The 17,461-nt window shown below is 69.7% G+C and carries 15 protein-coding genes; 5 read left to right on the top strand and 10 right to left on the bottom strand.

Annotated features, from left to right (window positions below; translation table 11 throughout):
* The first annotated feature begins 67 nt into the window (after positions 1 to 67).
* Together ABZ851_RS22500 and ABZ851_RS22495 are read left to right on the top strand one after the other, a co-directional pair.
* Complete coding sequence (locus ABZ851_RS22500; protein WP_088796840.1) at positions 68 to 1,405, top strand: transcriptional regulator; 1,338 nt, start codon at positions 68 to 70, stop codon at positions 1,403 to 1,405.
* A 48-nt stretch (positions 1,406 to 1,453) separates the two neighbouring features.
* Positions 1,454 to 1,984 (top strand): NUDIX domain-containing protein, encoded by a 531-nt coding sequence (locus ABZ851_RS22495; protein WP_311625451.1) that lies wholly within the window; start codon positions 1,454 to 1,456, stop codon positions 1,982 to 1,984.
* Between the two features lie 30 nt (positions 1,985 to 2,014).
* Here ABZ851_RS22495 and ABZ851_RS22490 read toward each other — a convergent pair whose 3' ends face one another.
* Positions 2,015 to 2,272: a hypothetical protein gene (locus ABZ851_RS22490; RefSeq protein WP_311625452.1), complete on the bottom strand. Its 258-nt coding sequence runs from the start codon at positions 2,270 to 2,272 to the stop codon at positions 2,015 to 2,017.
* 574 nt (positions 2,273 to 2,846) lie between these two features.
* On the opposite strand from ABZ851_RS22490, the gene ABZ851_RS22485 reads away from it, so the two are divergent.
* Together ABZ851_RS22485 and ABZ851_RS22480 are read left to right on the top strand one after the other, a co-directional pair.
* Positions 2,847 to 3,662 (top strand): SDR family oxidoreductase, encoded by an 816-nt coding sequence (locus tag ABZ851_RS22485; RefSeq protein ID WP_361130395.1) that lies wholly within the window; start codon positions 2,847 to 2,849, stop codon positions 3,660 to 3,662.
* Positions 3,663 to 3,819: 157 nt separating this feature from the next.
* Positions 3,820 to 5,244: an aldehyde dehydrogenase family protein gene (locus ABZ851_RS22480; RefSeq protein ID WP_361130393.1), complete on the top strand. Its 1,425-nt coding sequence runs from the start codon at positions 3,820 to 3,822 to the stop codon at positions 5,242 to 5,244.
* A gap of 195 nt (positions 5,245 to 5,439) precedes the next feature.
* Here ABZ851_RS22480 and ABZ851_RS22475 read toward each other — a convergent pair whose 3' ends face one another.
* From ABZ851_RS22475 to ABZ851_RS22435, 9 genes are all read right to left on the bottom strand, one after another.
* Positions 5,440 to 6,630 (bottom strand): MAB_1171c family putative transporter, encoded by a 1,191-nt coding sequence (locus tag ABZ851_RS22475; protein WP_361130391.1) that lies wholly within the window; start codon positions 6,628 to 6,630, stop codon positions 5,440 to 5,442.
* The gene (locus ABZ851_RS22470; RefSeq protein ID WP_361130388.1) at positions 6,620 to 7,054 is read right to left on the bottom strand and encodes a hypothetical protein; all 435 of its coding nucleotides are present in this window, start codon (positions 7,052 to 7,054) and stop codon (positions 6,620 to 6,622) included. Before ABZ851_RS22470 ends, ABZ851_RS22475 begins: the two co-directional genes overlap by 11 nt.
* A gap of 391 nt (positions 7,055 to 7,445) precedes the next feature.
* On the bottom strand, positions 7,446 to 8,714 hold the full coding sequence (locus tag ABZ851_RS22465; protein WP_361130385.1) for an MFS transporter: 1,269 nt from the start codon (positions 8,712 to 8,714) through the stop codon (positions 7,446 to 7,448).
* 152 nt (positions 8,715 to 8,866) lie between these two features.
* Positions 8,867 to 11,356, bottom strand: a complete 2,490-nt coding sequence (locus ABZ851_RS22460; RefSeq protein WP_361130382.1) for a type VII secretion system-associated protein — start codon at positions 11,354 to 11,356, stop codon at positions 8,867 to 8,869.
* Positions 11,353 to 11,763, bottom strand: a complete 411-nt coding sequence (locus ABZ851_RS22455) for a hypothetical protein (RefSeq protein WP_361130379.1) — start codon at positions 11,761 to 11,763, stop codon at positions 11,353 to 11,355. The genes ABZ851_RS22460 and ABZ851_RS22455 overlap by 4 nt, the downstream gene beginning before the upstream one ends.
* Positions 11,760 to 13,559 carry a putative T7SS-secreted protein gene (locus ABZ851_RS22450; protein ID WP_361130376.1) on the bottom strand — a complete coding sequence of 600 codons (1,800 nt, stop codon included), beginning with the start codon at positions 13,557 to 13,559 and terminating at the stop codon, positions 11,760 to 11,762. Before ABZ851_RS22450 ends, ABZ851_RS22455 begins: the two co-directional genes overlap by 4 nt.
* Entirely contained in the window at positions 13,559 to 14,164 is a 606-nt protein-coding gene (locus ABZ851_RS22445) for a hypothetical protein (protein ID WP_361130373.1), read from the bottom strand. Before ABZ851_RS22445 ends, ABZ851_RS22450 begins: the two co-directional genes overlap by 1 nt.
* On the bottom strand, positions 14,161 to 14,634 hold the full coding sequence (locus tag ABZ851_RS22440; protein WP_361130370.1) for an SseB family protein: 474 nt from the start codon (positions 14,632 to 14,634) through the stop codon (positions 14,161 to 14,163). Before ABZ851_RS22440 ends, ABZ851_RS22445 begins: the two co-directional genes overlap by 4 nt.
* Positions 14,635 to 15,179: 545 nt before the next feature.
* Entirely contained in the window at positions 15,180 to 16,037 is an 858-nt protein-coding gene (locus ABZ851_RS22435) for a 3-hydroxybutyryl-CoA dehydrogenase (protein ID WP_336050318.1), read from the bottom strand.
* Positions 16,038 to 16,205: 168 nt separating this feature from the next.
* On the opposite strand from ABZ851_RS22435, the gene ABZ851_RS22430 reads away from it, so the two are divergent.
* Positions 16,206 to 17,435: a family 10 glycosylhydrolase gene (locus ABZ851_RS22430; protein WP_361130367.1), complete on the top strand. Its 1,230-nt coding sequence runs from the start codon at positions 16,206 to 16,208 to the stop codon at positions 17,433 to 17,435.
* Positions 17,436 to 17,461 lie beyond the last annotated feature (26 nt).

Here is a 17,461-nt window from a genome sequence, read left to right as displayed (position 1 = left end):
AGTGGTGAAGTCGACAAGGCCATGAGCTGATGGCCCGTGGGCGGGCCCGGCTCACCGGGAGGCCGGTATGGAGCCCAACACCCTGCTCGACGCGATCCTCGACGAGGCCGGCATCTCGCATGCCGGGCTCGCCGCGCGCATCAACCGCCTCGGCCGCTGCCGTGGCCTGGCGCTGCGGTACGAACACACCGCGGTGGCCCGGTGGTTGAAGGGCCAGCGGCCGCGCGGGCAGGTACCGGACCTCATCTGCGAAATCCTCGGCGAACGGCTGCACCGGCCGGTCGGGCTCGACGACATCGGGCTCAGCGGCCCGGGGGCGGGGCGTGCCGCCGGCACCCCGCTCTCCGGTTTCGTCGAGCGGGCCACCGCGCTGTGGCGGTCCGACGAGCAGCAACGGCCGCACATCCTCGACGCCCCGGCGCTCACCGGCACCTCCGCGGTCATCCCCGTATGGGAGTGGGAGAACCCGCCCGAGGACTCCGACGTCTCGCGCGACGGGCTGACGAGGGTCGGCATGGCCGACATCGAGATGCTGCGCGCCGCGCGGACGCACTACGAGACGATGTACCGGAAGGCGGGTGGTATCGCTACCAGAGCACGCATCGTGGGATTCCTCAACGCCGAGGCGGCGCCGCTGCTGCGGGGCAGCTACAGCGATGCGACGGGGCGTCAGCTCCACCGGGCGACCGGCGGACTGGTCGCGGTCGCCGGCATCTGTGCGTACGACTCGGACGCTCTCGGCCTGGCCCAGCGCTACTTCCATCAGGCGCTGCGGCTGGCCAAGGCCAGCGGGGACCGCGGCCTCGGTGCGTATGTCATCGCGCTGCTGGTCAACCAGTCCCTCTTCGTGCGGGAGTACCGCCAGGCGGTCGCCTTCGCGGAGGCGGCGCTGCGGGCCGCGGGCCCGCAGATCACCCCGGCGCTCTCCGCGGACCTCTACGCGATGCAGGCCAAGGCCTATGCCCGGCTCGGCGACGGCGCCGGCGCGCTGGCGTGCATCCGGCGTGCGGAGGCGGCCGCGGAGCGCATCCGGCCCGGACAGGAGCCGGCCGAGACGGGCTATGTCCAGCCCGGCCTGGTGAACGTACAAGTGGCGGAGGCGCTGCTCAGCCTCGGTGACCTGCGGGCCGCCCGGGAGCAGGCGGACGCCGCCGTCGACACCCCCGCACACGACCGCGGCCGGGTCCACCGGCTGGCCATGCTCACCCATATCGAGCTGCGTCAAGGCGATGCGGACCGGGCCGTGGCCAATGCCGCGCAGATGACGGAGCAGGCTCGGGGCATGGAGTCGCAACGGCTGCGGGACCGGCTGCGGGCGGTGCGCGAGCATCTGGCGGAGACCGGGAGCTCCGCGACGGACGAGGCTGCCGATCTCATCGACGAGGTGCTGCGCGTTCCGCTGTGACCGGGCTCGTGTCACCTTGCCGGCTCCTCAGCGGAAGGTGGCAGTTACGTGCGTTGGAACAATCTCAGCGAAAAGCCCGTCTATGCGAATCCGTGGTTCCGGGTCAATCTGGCCGATGTGGAACTGCCCGACGGCCGGCACCTGGACCACTACCTGATCCGGATGCGGCCCGTCGCCGTGGCCACAGTGGTCAACGAGGCCAACGAGGTGCTGCTGCTGTGGCGGCACCGGTTCATCACCGACACCTGGGGCTGGGAACTGGCCGCCGGTGTCGTCGAGGACGGTGAGGACATCGCGGCGGCGGCCGCCCGGGAGATGGAGGAGGAGACCGGGTGGCGCCCGGGGCCCCTCCACCACCTCCTCACGGTGGAACCCTCCAACGGCCTCACCGACGCCCGGCATCACGTCTACTGGTCCGAGGAGGGCGAGTACACCGGCCTGCCCCAGGACGGCTTCGAGTCCGAGCGGCGGGAGTGGGTGGCGTTGAAGCTGGTACCCGACATGGTGGCCCGGGGGGAGGTGCCGGCCGCGGGCATGGCCGCCGCGCTGCTGATGCTGCATCACCTCCGCCTGGGCTGAGGTGACCCGGCCGGTGACCGCGTCCTGCGGTCACCGGCCGATCGCCTGCCACAGCGCGACCAACAGCGCCGCGAGCCCCGTGAGCGCGGCGAGGGACGGCAGTGGCCAGCGGGTGTGCTCCAGCCGTGCGACGCGGGCCTGCACATCGTCCGCGTCCCGCTCCTGCTGCTCGGAGCGCTGGGCGAGCAGGGCGAGTTGGCCGTCGACCCGGGCGGTGCGGACGTCCAGGAGACGCCTCAGCTCGGCTAAGTCGGCGGTGACCAGATCGGGTTCGGGGTGGGCGGTCACGGTCCGCTCCTCATTCCTTCAGTCAGCGACTTCGTTGTCCGTACGGGCAGCAGTCAACTGCGCTGCGGTGAAGGGCGGGAGCGTGTGCGGCGGGGATATGCGGGTCTGCGGTTCACACCCCGTGTGAGGTGACGGGGGGTGACAGGCCGGGCCGGCGTACGCACGGGGTGTGAAGCGCGCACCCCGGACGGGGCGGTTCACACGCTCCCACGGGTGCCCGCACGGGAGTTGACTTGAGGGTGCCACGGGGGGCCGAAGCCGGCGGACGGGCGCCCGCCGGCCCGGGGTCCGCCCGCCGGTTTTCCCCCGAGCGGCGGGCGGACAGCCACCCTCACGTGCGGCTCCGGCTACGTGATGCCCTGGGCACGGGCGCAAGCCGCAGCTGCCGGCCGGAAAGACCCACTCCGGGACAGCTCGCGAGCTGTTCGCCGTTGCCCTTCGCCGCGGTCGTTCCTCGCCCCGCACCCGGTCGCGGTGCCGACGGCGTCGGAACCCGGTCGGCTTGGCGGTGACGCGGCTTCGTATGCTCGCGGTGCGGGGAACCGGAAGCTGACCACTTCGGAGGCGAACGACCATGTCGGAGCAGCGTGTTGTCCTGGTGACGGGCGGGGGAACGGGAATCGGGGCCGCCACCGCCCGCCTGCTGCGCACCGCCGGGCACCAGGTCGTGATCTCGGGGCGGCGGCCGGAGCCGCTGCGCCGGGTGGCCGAGGAGACCGGAGCGCTGGCCCACCCCTCCGACGCCGCCGACCCCGAGGCCGTGCGCGAACTCGTCGAGACGACGGTGACGGCCTACGGGAGACTCGACGGCGTGGTGCTCAACGCCGGAATCGGACGGGGCGGCGCGGTCGGCGACACCACGGCCGAGGACTGGGAAGAGCTGATACGGACCAACCTCACCGGCCCGTTCCTGCTGCTGCGTGCCGCGCTGCCGCACCTGCTGGCGGCCCGCGGCGCGGTGGTCACGGTCGCCTCGGTCGGCGCGCTCCGCAACAGCGCCGGCAACGCCGCCTATGCCACGTCCAAGGCCGGTTTGCTCCACCTGTGCCGCTCCCTCGCCGTCGACTACGGGCCGCAGGGGCTGCGGGCCAACGCGGTGTGCCCGGGCTGGGTGCGTACGGAGATGGCCGACCAGCGGATGGCGCGGTTCGCGGCGGAGGCAGGGCTGGCCGGCGGCACCGAGGCGGCGTACGAGGAGGCGAACCGGCTGACTCCCGCCAGGCGGCCGGGCGAACCGGAGGAGGTCGCCGAGGCGATCGACTGGCTGCTGTCACCCGCCGCGTCCTACGTCAACGGGGCCACCCTCACCGTCGACGGCGGGGTGACCACGGTCGGCGTCGGCGGCGCCGCCTTCGACCACCGGATCGAGCCACGCACCCCGCGCCCGTAGCGGATCACCGGACGGGCCCGTGCCACAGGGCCCGCGGCGAGGCCGGCTGCGTGCTGCCGACGAGTTGACGGTCTCTCACGAATGACCGAGGTCGGTGTGTCCTACAGTTTTCACGGCTGTGTTTCCGCTACCGCCCGACATACGGAGGAGCATGTTTGTGAACGCACACGATGAGGTGTTCATCGGAGGGCACTGGCGACCCGCGGCTGGAACGGACGTCATCGAGGTCTTCAATCCGGCGGACGAGCGGGTTGTCGGAGCTGTCCCGGCCGGTTCTGCGGCCGATGTCGATGCCGCGGTCGACGCGGCTCGTGCGGCACTGCCGGGGTGGGCGGCCACCACGCCCGCTCGCCGTGCCGAGTTACTGGCTGCGCTGGCTGACGAACTCGCCGCCTGCCAGGAACAGATGGCCTCACTCATCACCGCCGAGATGGGAACCACCATCGGGTTCTCCCGCAGGGTACAAGCCGGTCTGCCGGTTACCATGACGCGCCGGCATGCTGAGCTCGTGGCCGACTTCGCCTTCGAGGAGCGCGTGGGCAACTCGCTTGTCCTGCTGGAGCCCGTCGGAGTCGTGGGCGCCATCACACCGTGGAATTACCCGGTGCACCAGATCGTCTGCAAGGTTGTTCCCGCACTCGCCGCGGGCTGCACGGTGGTGCTCAAGCCTGCGGAGCTGACTCCTCTTTCGGCCCAGATGTTCACCGAGTGCGTGGCGGCCGCGGGCCTCCCCAGGGGGGTCTTCAACCTGGTCACCGGCAGGGGCGAGGAAGCTGGGGAGGCACTCGTACGCCACCCTGGGGTCGACATGGTCTCGTTCACGGGGTCCACGTCTGTCGGCAGGCGTATCGGGTCACTTGCCGGCGCTGAGGTCAAGCGGGTAGCCCTGGAACTCGGCGGCAAGTCCGCCAGTGTCATCCTCCCCGGAGCGGACCTCGCACAGGCCGTCCGCGTCAATGTCGCTGACGTGATGCGCAATGCGGGACAGTCCTGCAACGCGTTGACGCGCACGTTGGTGCATGCCGATGACTATGAAGAGGCGGTTCGGATCGCCGTCGAGGAGGTTGCTTCCTATGTTCCCGGCGACCCGGCCGATCCCGACTGCCGCCTGGGCCCGGTGGTGAGCAGCGCCCAGCGGGAGAAAGTCCGCGACTGCATCCGTCGTGGCATGGCAGAGGGCGCCCGTCTCGTCGCGGGTGGACCCGAGGCCCCTGAAGGGCGAGACAAGGGCCACTACATCCGCCCGACGGTCTTTGCTGACGTCACCGCCGAGATGAGCATTGCTCGCGAGGAGATCTTCGGCCCGGTGCTCTCGTTCATGAGGTACGAGGACGAGGGGGACGCGCTGCGCATCGCCAATGACTCCGACTACGGCCTGGCAGGGGCCGTGTGGGCGGCCGAGGAGGGGCAGGCGATCGCCTTTGCGCGCTCGATGGAGTGCGGCCAAGTGACCGTTAACGGCGGGGCATACAACCCGCTCGCTCCCTTCGGCGGCCATAAGCAATCAGGCGTCGGGCGAGAACTCGGCAAGCATGGGCTCATGGAATTCCTGCAGACAAAGTCGCTCCAACTCTGCCAGTGATGATCTGCCTGGTGACGCCGTCGGCGGCGCTGGCCCGCACTCTGCGTGAACCCTTTTCAGTCCATAACGCAAGGGTGAAGAGAGCAGGGCAGGCAGAGTGACGTGGCGAAGCCCCTTCTCGATGGTGCCGTGATTCCGCTCAGTACACCAAACACCAACGGCAAGGGGCTTCGTCAGTTCCCTGCCCTGCCACGCTCAATGCCGCGCACGGGACTTCCTGTCGGATGTGTCCGGATGGCTCGCGAAGTTCCGGGCCGGGGCCGAGGCGTAAGCTCGCGCCATGTCGAGGAGGAATGCCTTCTCGCTTTCGAGGTCGTCGTTTTCGAAGCTGACGAGACTGCCGGCGGACTGCTGCTGAGGCAGACCGGCGAGCTTGGCGCTGCGTGCCCCTGACATCACACAGGCGAGGACCGTCGCATCGACTTTGGCCTGACTGACACCCACGGCGGCCACATGCCGGCGCGCGCGAGCCCACGCACCGGCGGCGACATAGTCATTGAGAACGAGGATGGCATCCCGGGTCTCGATGATTTTGCGGTAGGCCAGCAGCCGCCAGGACGCATGCGGCCACACGATTTCCAGCAGTCGGTGACGGGGTTTGATGAATGCGACGTGTGGCACGGCCTGTACCAGGTCGCGCCACAGCGGCCACAGGCGCCAGATGGTGCGGATCTCCGCGGTGGCGCCCTGCACGGCCCACAGCGAGGGCGTCAGGAGGGCGATCGCGCGCAGCAGCCCGTGCAGGCCCATGACGTACGGGAGGAGCGGCTGTATCCGATCGGTGTGGTGCAGCAGGTTGATGAGCTGGCAGAGCCAGAACAGGCAGGAGAGCGCGGTGCCGATTCCGAACATCCGCAAGCTTGCCCTCAGGACAGGGTTGGCCGTGCGTCTGCCGTACTGGCGGCACAAGGCGGTGCAGGAGATGTCCGCGGCGAGATGGTCCACGATCAAGACGAGCCAATAGGCAGTGGAGGGAGCCGGCCCACCGTGGCTCGTCACGGCATGTTCCTGGTGTGGTGGAGCCAGGAAATCCAGGACCAGCAGGGACACCATGGCCAGGCTCGTCACGTAGCACGCGCCCAGGCGCAATCGGCGGCCGCCGGCGGCCGCCGAGACGAAGTACAGGACCGCGCCCGACGAGAGCACTCCGCTCATGTTCCTCACCAGGGCGATGGTGTGGACCCCTCCGGTAGCCTGGAGGGCGAGCGGGGTCGTAAGGGGGAGCGTGAGCGTCATGGCCACCGAAGCGGTGGCCACGGCCAGCCACAGTCCGCGCTGTTCCGGGCTGCGCATGGCGGCGGAGGCACGTATCGCCAGAGCCAGCCACAGGCAGCCCACGCACAGGTACTCGAACCAGCGCAGCGCGTTGGAGGGGTCAGCGTTCATCCGCGGCACGCGCGCCCAGCGCGGCTTCCAGTCGGCCCAGCACGCCGTGCGGAGCTCGGGCGGCGGACTGTGAAGCACGGATGCGCAGCAGGCTGGCCAGCATCTCCGCCTCCTGTTCCTGACGGTTGGTGTAGCTGGCGCGGCCGAGCACCTGTTGAACCAACTGCGGGTTCAGATCGGGGAACAGGACCTGAGGGACCTCGCCGGGCCCCAGGTCCGTGCCACGGTGGTCGAACAGCATGTGCCCGATCTCATGCAGCACGATGTGCTCCTGGTGCACGCGGCTGGTGCGCTTCTCGAAAAAGATGTGGTCGTCGGTCTTGGTGGCGAGCCACATGCCGCAGATGCTGTTCCGGGCGGCCTGTTCCGGCAGCGGATGCAGATGCAACGGACGTCTGCGCTGTGCGGACAGCTCCTGGCACAAAGCATCGATGGTGAAGGGGCGTGGCAGACTGAGTTGGTCAAGAGCCGACTGGCAACGCTGATGTAATCGAGCGTACTTTTTAGGCATTCCTCTCCCAATGACCTGCGGTGGGGAAGACCGGTCGCTTCTCGGGGCGTGTGCGATCCGGAACGTCAGTGACATCACAAGGCCCGGCCCACCTGGGTATTTTTCAAGGCACGCTGCCTCAGTCATGGGGTCCGGCTGCGGGGCCGAGTCGCAGCAGCAGACGGTCGTCCTCGCCGCGTGCCGATCCGTTACTGCGCATCTCCCGCCCTTCTCCACAGAGGTCCCCCAACGGAGGCAGGAGCCAACCCGGCGTCTGCCAAGGGAGGAGAGAGTCTAGCCCTGCCAAGGGTGTTGCCCCACGGAACTACCCTGGCGCATCGGCCACCTCCTGGTGGGGGTGTGCGCCCGCCGCGGCAGTGCGCCGGGCGGACGTCAGAGCCGGCAGACAGAGGGCTGACAGGGCGGCCAGGAATGCCTGGTAGAGGGCCACCGGCCACAGCGAGCCGTGTCCCAGCGTGACCAGGGCCTGGGCCAGGGCCGGCGCCGTGCCCCCGAACACCACACCAGCCGACTGCTGGGCCAAGGAGATCGCGGTGTAGCGCACACGGACCGGGAAGGCATCGACGAGCAGGGCGGCGACCACCGCGTAGACGACGGCGCTGGCGGACTCCAACGCGCACACCCCCAGCGCGATCCGGAGCAGCGAACCGCTCCCCAGCGCCAGGACGGTGAGCGGAATGGCGAGCAAGTACATGGCCAGCCCCAGGCCGCAGATCCTTGCGGCCCCCAAGCGCTGGGCGGCTATCGCAGCGACGGGCTGGATCAGGAACCGGGCGACAGCCGCGCACAACACCACGCCCAGCACCTTCTCCCGGGGAAAACCGATGTGCACGGTCGCCCAGGACAGCACGAAGGTGCCGGCCAGATACGTCCCGGCAACCGGAACGGCGCAGGCCCCGACGCACACCGCCATCTTCGGGAAGTGCCGCCGCAAGGTGTCGCGCACCGGGGCGGGCGCCACCCGCCCCTGCGCCGACAGTCCCTCGAACTCAGGGGATTCGGGCACCTTCAGCCGTATGACCAGGCCGACGGCCATGAGGACGGTGGAGAGCAGGAAGGGGACCCGCCAGCCCCAGGCCAGGAATTCGCCGTCGCCCAGTCGCGAGAACGGGATGAAGACCGCGCTGGTCAGGATTGAGGCCAGCGGGGTCCCTTGCTGCACCATGGCCGTCAGGGTCACCCGCCGTCCCTGCGGCGCGTGTTCACCGGCCAGCAGTACCGCGCCGCCCCACTCGCCGCCTACTGCGATCCCTTGGACGAGCCGCAGGACGCACAGCAGCACCGGAGCGGTGATCCCCGCCTCCTCGTAACTGGGCAGCAGACCGATGCCCGTGGTAGCCGCTCCCATCAGCAGGAGCGTCCCCACCAGACTGCGTTTTCGTCCTAACCGGTCCCCTAAATGGCCGAATAACGCTGCACCGACAGGGCGGCCCAGAAAGCCGACCCAGAACGTTGCGAACGATGCCAGCAGACCGGTGGCCTGCTGTGCTCCGGGAAAGAACAACTCCGGGAAGACCAGGCTGGATGCGGTGGAGAAGACGAAGAAGTCGTACCACTCGACTGTGGTTCCCACCAGGCCGGCGAGTCCCGCCTTGTGGGCGGCGGACAGCCGGGGGCGTCCAGCAGACGTGCGCGGGGTCCGGCGCATCATGCTCCAAGAGATCTATGAGGGACGGGTTGTCCGTAACCGAACCCTGCAGACGGGACATCAGTCCGCAGCGGACATCAGTCCGCAGCGGACCGGGCGTCACGCCAGGACGGCAAGAGCTCGTCGAGAAGGGCCTCGGTGCGGGGCGGGAGGCTACGGGCGCCGCCGCTGTGCTCGTGATTGCGGGTGATGAGCGATGCTGCCGTTGCTTCGAGCGTGGCCGCATCGCCTGTGGCGTGTGCGGCGCGGAGAAGCTCGTTCCAAAGTCGCTCGTCCGTCGGCGTGGTGGCCAAGGCCGTGTGGAGGGCGTTGAGCGCTGGTGTCGGGTTGCCGGCCTCCAAGTGGTGGGCGGACAGGGCCAGTGCGACTTCTGCCACCAGCAGAAGCAGCTGAGCCTCGCTGATCTCGTGGGAAAGCCAGGTGTAGCGGCCCTGTGGGCGGTTGGCGAGCAGGGGGCCGCGGGCGAGTGCCAGGGCGTCGTTGAGCAGGCGTTCCCGTATGCGTGCCCTATTTGAGCCGCTGCCCGCGGTGGCCTCGTGGTGGAGGGTGCGGAGCACGTCGAGGTCGGAGACGACGGAAGGCGCGAGGGTGAGCCGACCGGTGGCGTCGGTGCCGAGCCGCGGGGTTCCGTCGGGGTCGCTCCCCAGCCAGGTTCGCAGGCGTTCGATGAGGGCGTCACGGACCTCCTCGGTGACGCCGCGGGGCCACAGTCCGGAGGCCAGAACGCGCGGGTGCACTCCTTCGCGATGGAGCAGGAGCATGACCAGCGCCTCGTGGAGAAGCGGGCCGTGCTCGGCGTCAGGTGCGTCGAGGCCGGTGACCTCGTAGGCGCCGACCAGCCGCGCGTACACCGCGGGTCGTCCGCTCGGGGTGATGTCGACCATGAACTGCGGGGTGCCGGGGTCCGGGTCGCGGTCGTCGTCGGGTGCGGCACCGGCGAGGAGCTGGACCACGGCATCGTACGGGGCCCGGGGCAGCAGCTGTGCCTGCAGTTCCAGGCCGAGAAGTGGGGCCAGGAGGCGTCCCGCAGGGGTGATGTCGAGTTTCCAGGTCGCGCCGGGCAGGCCGTTCTCCTCGGTGGCCGCCAAGTAGCTGATGCCCAGCCGGCCGGAGTCGGCAACGAGCTCGGCGAACGTCGCTGCCTGATCCTCGGTCGGCTGTGCGGCGAGGAGGACCACGTGGGGCGCCCCTTGGGTCTGCTGTGCGGAGCCGGTGAGCGCGGAGTCGTGGCCCGCCGTGGCATGGGCACCGCGCCGCTGCCGGGTCTCCGCGTCCATGGTTTCCATGAGGGCTTCGACGTCGTCGAAGTGGCGGACGCGGGTCGGGTCGAGCGTGGTGAGTTCCTTGCCGAAGCCGACGAGGGTGACGGTCATGCGGTCCGACCAGCCGCTGGTGGCGAGCTCCGCGGCGACCGACGTGAGGACGGCACTCCGGTCCGCGTGCGTGCCGGTGAGGGAGATGAGTCCGGGGGCGGCTTCGAGGTTCAGCAGCAGGCGCGCGCCGTCGAGACTGCCGAGGCTGACCAGGCCCGGGTAGGGGGCGGCAGTGCCGGGGTCTGTTTCGTGCACCGGGATGTCGGCCCGTTGGATGCGCCAGAACGTCTCGTTCTGACCGAGCTGCCATGGCGCTGGGGGCTGACCTGCGGGATGGGCGAGCTGGAGGCTCAGCTCGCTGTCGGTGAGCCGGGCACCGTAGACGGTCGGCAGGGTGCGCGATGCGACGGTCAAGGCGGACGCCAGTCCCCTCAGAGCGTGGTCGAGATCGCGTGCGGCCTGGGGGGCGGCCCCGACGAGCAGCGCATCTTGGGTATCGGCGGCGACACCCGTCGGCCGGCGAAGCTCCGGGGTGCGGCGGCCCTTGGCGCTCATGGCGGACTGCCACAGGGCCGTGCGGCGTCGGCGGCCGAGCGCCGCGAGCAGGCCGGCGGCGAGCAGCGGGGCCTCCGCGAGGGCCTCGGGGAGGCCGGAGGAAGAGGTGGAGGGCCAAGAATTGGGGCCGGCGTGCTCGCCACCGGCTTGATTCCCGCCCCCGCCCGGGATGGTCAGGCTGATGCGGTGGCCGGGGTTGAGGCGGACCGGGAGGCCGGTGGCGGCGAGCTGACGGCCGGTGCTCTCTTGCCACTGGTGCCAGGTGTCGGGGGTGTGGGTGGGGTGGGTGAAGGCCGGGATGTAGCGGCTGCCGTCGTCCTCGACGACGGTGTAGAGGCCGGTCTGCCCCTCCTGGCTGAACAGGATGAGCGGGGCGTCACGGAAGGCCGTGAGGAGTTCCTGCTCGCTGCCGTAACCGGTGACGGCGCGCTGCAGGGCCTGGTCCAGGGCGGTGGCAGGGGGCGGGAACTCCAACGCCGTCGGCGACGGGCGGTAGTTCTGGTTGTGCGTGAAGGAAACGAGCTGGCCGGCGCTGCCGACGGACCAGCCGCCGACGATGCCGTACGGGGGGACGGCGCCGTTGGGGTCGAAGTACGGGTCGATCGCGTACACGTAGCCGCCGCGCTGCTGTGCGGCCTGGGCGCGCAGAGCCTCGGTGACCGGGGGAACGGTGGGGGCAGGGCCGGCCGGGGTGGTCACAGCGACTGGCTCCACTGCTTTTCGAAGGCGATCTGCTCGGCGACAGTGGCCAGCGTCTCGCGGGGCGCGGGGTGGAACGTCTGGATGCGATCGGCGCCGGTGGGGCGAAGGCCGGGCCTGAGCAGGCAGACGAGGAAACCCCCCGTATCACGGCACATCCCGGAGGGCCAGGTGTCGCGACGCGAGCCGTTGACACCCAGGAGCCACCCCTGGGGTTCGATCTGCTCGCGGATGCGGGTGAGCGCCTCGAAGCAGTCATCCGCTCTGCCGGCGACATGCCCCCAAGGGCCGTAGGCGGTCACGGTGAAATCGTAGTTTTCGCCCTCCCAGCTCAGGATGGCGTCGGCCTGCTGGCCGCCGTTGAAGGCGAGGACGTCGAAATGGTCGGGGAGCTGGCGGCCACTCATAGGGTCCATCCTTCGGGCAGTTGACTGGAGGGCGGTGCTTCAGGGGCGGGAGCGACGGGTTTTTTGGGGACATGAGGCTCGTAGTGGGGGTTCGGTATCCATTCCCCCTTGGTTCCGGTGCGGGGGTCGATCTCCCAGGCTCCCTTGATGTGCTTGCGGTCAATGCCCCCGGCGTAGGCGATCTCCTGCTCACCTTGGTACTTGTTGTTCGGCAGGGTCTGGTTGACTTCGATGCCGCCGGGGGCGTCCACCTCGTACCGGTAATCTGTCAGCCAGTTGGCATCGGCGTCCCTGGTGGTGCTCACAAAGGCCGACGCATGGTTGCCCTCCACATAGCCATGAAGGTCTGCGTTGGACGAGTCGCGTGGATGGAAGCCCTGGTCGAAGATCTCCTGGGGATGGCGGTTGTCGTTGCGGTACAGCGGCTCGTGGTCTTCGCGCCACACCGGCTTGTGGCTCATGCTGTCGATGTCGACGTTCTTGTCCACGGCTGCGGGAAGGCTGCGAGGGTCGTCCGGGTCCAGATCCCTGCCCGCCCCGGCGGCGTCATCGGCGTGCTCGGCCGCATCATCGGCATGCGTTGCCGCATCATCGGCATGCCGAGCGGCGTCCGCCGCGTCACCGCCGTACCCGGCGACGCCGGCGGAGTCCTTTGCGGCGGTCGTGGCGGCGTCTTTGGCGGCAGCGCTTTCCATGCCGTGGGCGGCGGCTTTGGCTCCGACCTTGCTCACGGCGCCTCCGCCGCCGATGAAGTTCGTCGCGAAGGCGCCGATGGCCTGGTTGCGGTCGGTGCCCCAACCCTCGCCGATGAAGCCCTTGACCAGCTCGGTGGGGTGGTTGGCAGTGTGAATCAGGCCGCCGGCGACACTGGTGAGATTGGTGGCGTAGTCGGCCGGGTGGGTCAGGTTGTAGGGGTCCTGGGGGTTGACCGTGCGGACCAGGCGCAGCAACGAGGTGCCGGTCTTGACGATGCCGCCCAGCTGGTGCTCGGCCCCGACCAGCTGGTTTTTCACCGTGTTGCCGACTTCGCGCTTGAGGCGGTCCCAGCCCTGGGGCTCGGCCGGTGCCCGGCCGGTGCCACGGGCGAGCTTCACGGCCAGTTGGGTGCCGGCGCTGTCGCGCTGGCTGCGGGCCGTCTTGAGCAGGTGCTCCGCGGACTTGCGTCCCTCGGCGCCGGGGTCGTGGAACGGGCCCGGCTCCTGCGGAGACTGGTCCCCGGCGGCGTCGGCCCGCTGCTTGTAGTCGTCGACCTTGCGCTTGTACTGCTCCACGGCCGCCGCGGTCTGCTTCTGGGCCTGCTTCCACCGCTCGACCGCCTCGCGGGCCTGCTTACCCGCCCACTCGACCGTGTCGGCGTAGTGATCCAGCGCAGCGGCCGCGTCCTCGAACGTGTCTGCGGCGCTCAGCCAGCGCTTGGGGTGGGTCTGCACCTTCTCGCGAAAACGCTCAGCGGCCTTTCCGTGCCAGTCCGAGGGGTCCATCTTCCGCAGCGCGAGGCCGGTACGCTCGAAGGCCGCGCCCAGCTTCTTCACCTGCCCGGCGGCCTTACGGATGCCGCTCGCGTCCCCGTGCAGCAGCAGGGCGGGGTCGTCGGTCTCGTTCAGCTCGAGCTCGCGGGTCTGGGCACCCAGTTTGTCGGCCGCCCAGGAGCCGGCTGAGTCGGCCTTGTCCGCCCAGTCGTGTGCGCCCACTTCATCAAGCAGCTTCGACGTACCGTGGGCGACGGTCTGCACCCCGTCGGCGAACGTGTCGCGGGCCGACTGGGAGGCGCGGTCCAGATCGTCGAAGAGGCCCATCACTTCCCCTTCGACGTGGGGTCGGCGTCTTGCTCGTCGCCACCGCCGAAGGGTGCGGAGCCGACGGCCTTCGCCACCTTGATGTGGGCCCCGGCGACTCCGGTCTCCGTGACGTCCGTCCAGGCGTGGGAGAGGTTCTTCCGGCTCTCCTTGGCGGCGTCCTGGAAACTGTCCCTGGAGTAGTCGGGGGTGTAGGCGTCCTCGATCTTGCCGCCCACCTGGCCCCAGGACATCTTCTCCGCCTTCTCCGAGGTCAGCGTCGGGTCCGCAGTTGCGGACAGCACAACGTCCTTGAGGACGCCCGTGCCGTACTCTTCCGCCTCGTTGTAGTAGCCCGCGTTCAGATCCAACGTCCCGGCCACGTCGTCGCCCTCGTCCAGGAGCGCCTGGACCTCCCAGCCCCAACGCCTGGCGAAGTCGTCCAGCCACTGAGAAGCATCGGAGTGCCCCATCACGGTCGGCGGCACCGACAGATCGGAGAAGCCCTGACCCGTGGTCGCCTCAGTCGCGTCCGTGATCTTCTTCAGCTCGTCCAGCGCATCGTTGATGCCCTTGGACACCTGCTTCAGGATCTGTGGATCGACCCCGAAACCACCACCACTCACCACGTGGCCTCCCCCTTGGCGACGGATTCCTTATCGAGTGCCATTCCATCCGGCACGATTCCGGACACGGGCGGCAGGAAGGCGCGAAGTCCGGAGGACACGTCCACCACGACCCCCATCGGAACCCGGTCCCGCTCCACCAGCCCAGGAAGCAGCTCCCGCAACAGCTCCTCGCCGCTCACGCGCAGGTAGCGTGCGTACCGGGCCAGTTCGGCGGGCAGTTCGCCGGGTTCGGCCGCCTCCCACTTCTGCTGCAGAAAGGCGTGCATCTCACCTGCGCTGGTGAACGCGAACAGCCAGTGCATGCCGTCCAACTCGCCACTCCACACGGCACTTTCACCGAGCAGGGGGAGCAGGAGCTCCGCGCTCTGCGCGGCCTCGACCAGCGCCTGCGGATCGCCTTCGCCTCGTAGGAACGCGGCCATCTGCGCGCGCAGTTCCGCCGTTCCTGGCGACAGCTCGCTGCCCATCCGGCTCCGCACCCCTGCTTGTGTCGGTCTGTCACGACTTCAGCGCATGCCAGGCGGCTCGGTACGACCGTCACCACGTGGCGTGACCAGGGGCGATACTAGATTGACGGCTGCGATCACCGCGAATCGGGAGGGGACGCGAGCCCTTCCCACAGGCGCAATCGGCGGTGACCCGGGCGATGGGGAAGAGGGAGACCACGGGGCGTTCGATCATGGCGCGGGCAAAGCTGCCCTTGATGGCAAAGTTGCGCTCGCCGGGAACGCGGGCGGCGCGGCAGGGCGGCGGTGGCCGGTAGCGGACTGGGGCCCTTCTTCACGAAGCCGGTGTCGTCCACGGCCAACACCCGGTTTTCCTCGCCGAGTTGGCCGACGAGGTAGGCCTGCAGACCGTCGCGGAGGACGTCGGCATCCCAGCTGCGGGACAGCAGGTACGGGGGGCCGTCGGGACGGCGTGGCTGCCCTACTCGGCGAACTGCCGGCCGTCGGCGCTGTTCCAGAATGAACTCACTCTGGAACAGCGCTACTTGGCGGTGCCGTCGCGCCCCTCAGTACGCGTAGAACCCCGACCCCGACTTCCGGCCCAGCCGGCCCGCGTCGACCATCCGCGCGAGCAGTGGGGGAGCGGCGTACAGGGGCTCCTTGTACTCCTCGTACATGGAGGCGGCGACCGAGGACACGGTGTCCAGGCCGATCAGATCGGCCAGCTTGAGCGGGCCCATCGGGTGGGCGCAGCCCATCTCCATGCCGTTGTCGATGTCCTCGCGGCTGGCGATGCCCGACTCGAACATCCGGATCGCGGAGAGCAGATACGGGATGAGCAGGGCGTTGACCACGAAACCCGAGCGGTCCTGGGCGCGGATCGCATGCTTGCTCAGCACGCCCTGCACCAGGGACTCGGCGCGCTTGATGGTCTCCTCGCCGGTGGTCAGGGCGGGGATCAGCTCGACGAGCTTCTGCACCGGGGCCGGGTTGAAGAAGTGGATTCCGATGACCTGGTCGGGCCGGGAGGTGGCGACCGCCAGCTTCACCAGCGGGATCGACGAGGTGTTGGACGCCAAAATGGCGTCCGGCCGGGTGATCACCTGGTCGAGGACCTGGAAGATCTCGGTCTTGACCTGCTCGTTCTCCACCACGGCCTCGATGACGAGATCGCGGTCGGCGAACTCACCGAGATCGGTGGTGAAGCTGAGCCGGTCGAGCGTCGCGTCGCGTTCCTCGGCAGTGATCTTGCCGCGCTCGGCGGCCTTGCCGAGAGAGTTGGTCAAACGGGTACGACCCAGCTCCAGAGCTTCGCCGGTGGTCTCCGCGACCATGACGTCCAGTCCGGCGCGGGCGCACACCTCGGCGATCCCGGCGCCCATCTGGCCGCAACCGACCACTCCGACGCGTTCGATGTCGGTCACATCGTGCCTTTCGCTGATCTTCAGGACCGGCGATACGCCGTTACGCCGTAAGGGTCCGGCGGCCGCCTCGGCCCCGACGTTACTCCGCGCGGTGCCGTGCCGAGGCCGCCGGGGCGGGCATTGTGAACCCTCAGGACGGGACGAACCGGACAACCTGGGGAATTCTTGATGAGGCATATCACACGCAGAGGGTTTGCCGTGGCCACGCTGGGCGCGGCCTCTTCGCTGCTCACCGCGGGGGCGGCGGCGCCCGCGGGCGGCCCGTCGCGGCGCGAGATGCGCGGCATGTGGCTGGCCACCGTGGCCAACCTGGACTGGCCCTCCAGTACGAAGCTCCAGCCCGCCGCGCAACAGCGCGAACTGCGCGCCCACTTCGACACGGCCGTCGCCCGCAAGCTGAACACGGTGTTCTTCCAGGTACGGCCCACCGCGGATGCGCTGTGGCCCTCTCCGTACGAGCCCTGGGCGCAGTGCCTGACCGGGCAGCAGGGCCGGGACCCCGGGTGGGACCCGCTCGACTTCGCGGTCCGCGAGGCCCACCGGCGCAATCTCGAACTCCACGCCTGGTTCAACCCGTACCGGGTCGCCAACCACACCGACCCCGGCAGGCTCACCGCGGACCACCCCGCCCGCCGGCACCCCGACTGGGTCCTGCCCTACGGCGGCAAGCTCTACTACAACCCCGGTCTGCCGGAGGTGCGCGGCTTCGTCCAGGACGCGATGTTCGACGCGGTGCGGCGCTACGACATCGACGGGGTGCACTTCGACGACTACTTCTACCCGTATCCGGTCAAGGGAGAGGACTTCGACGACGACGCGGCGTTCGACGAGTTCGGCAGCGGCTTCCGGAGCCGGGCGGCCTGGCGCCGGGACAACATCGACCGGCTGGTCTCCGAGGTGGCGGCCAGGCTCCGGGGCGGGAGGGGGCGGGCCGGGCGCCGGGTGCGGTTCGGCGTCAGTCCGTTCGCGGTCTGGCGCAATCGCGCCACCGACCCGCAGGGCTCCCGCACCCGGGCCGGGGTGCAGACCTATGACGACCTGTACGCCGACACCCGCCGCTGGGTGCGCGAGGGGTGGCTCGACTACCTCGTGCCCCAGGTCTACTGGCCCCTGGGCTTCAGCGCCGCCGACTACGCCGAACTCGTGCCCTGGTGGGCGCGGACCGTCAACGGCACCGGGGTGGACCTCTACATCGGCGAGGCCCTTTACAAGGCGGGCGACGCGCAGCCCGCCGCCTGGCAGGACCCGGCCGAAATCTCCCGCCACCTCAGCTTCGCCCGCGACTATCCGCAGGTGGGCGGCCATGTCTACTTCTCGGCGAAGGAGGTGGCCAAGGACCGGACGGGGGCCATGGCGCGGGTCGTGCGCGACCACTACGCCACCGCGGCGCGGTCGTAGCGGCGGTCCGCGCCGACCGGGAGGGT

Source organism: Streptomyces sp. NPDC047049 (assembly GCF_040643995.1).
Lineage (GTDB): Bacteria > Actinomycetota > Actinomycetes > Streptomycetales > Streptomycetaceae > Streptomyces > Streptomyces mooreae.
The sequence above is the reverse complement of the archived record's forward strand: the minus strand, read 5'-3'. Positions and strand labels throughout refer to the sequence as shown.

Bases quoted from the DNA above. Each gene is read 5' to 3' on its own strand.
- ABZ851_RS22500 (WP_088796840.1), top strand. From the start codon at position 68: ATGGAGCCCAACACCCTGCTCGACGCGATCCTCGACGAGGCCGGCATC.
- ABZ851_RS22485 (WP_361130395.1), top strand. From the start codon at position 2,847: ATGTCGGAGCAGCGTGTTGTCCTGGTGACGGGCGGGGGAACGGGAATC.
- ABZ851_RS22475 (WP_361130391.1), bottom strand. From the start codon at position 6,630: ATGAACGCTGACCCCTCCAACGCGCTGCGCTGGTTCGAGTACCTGTGC.
- ABZ851_RS22455 (WP_361130379.1), bottom strand. From the start codon at position 11,763: ATGAGTGGCCGCCAGCTCCCCGACCATTTCGACGTCCTCGCCTTCAAC.
- ABZ851_RS22450 (WP_361130376.1), bottom strand. From the start codon at position 13,559: ATGGGCCTCTTCGACGATCTGGACCGCGCCTCCCAGTCGGCCCGCGAC.
- ABZ851_RS22440 (WP_361130370.1), bottom strand. From the start codon at position 14,634: ATGGGCAGCGAGCTGTCGCCAGGAACGGCGGAACTGCGCGCGCAGATG.
- ABZ851_RS22430 (WP_361130367.1), top strand. From the start codon at position 16,206: ATGAGGCATATCACACGCAGAGGGTTTGCCGTGGCCACGCTGGGCGCG.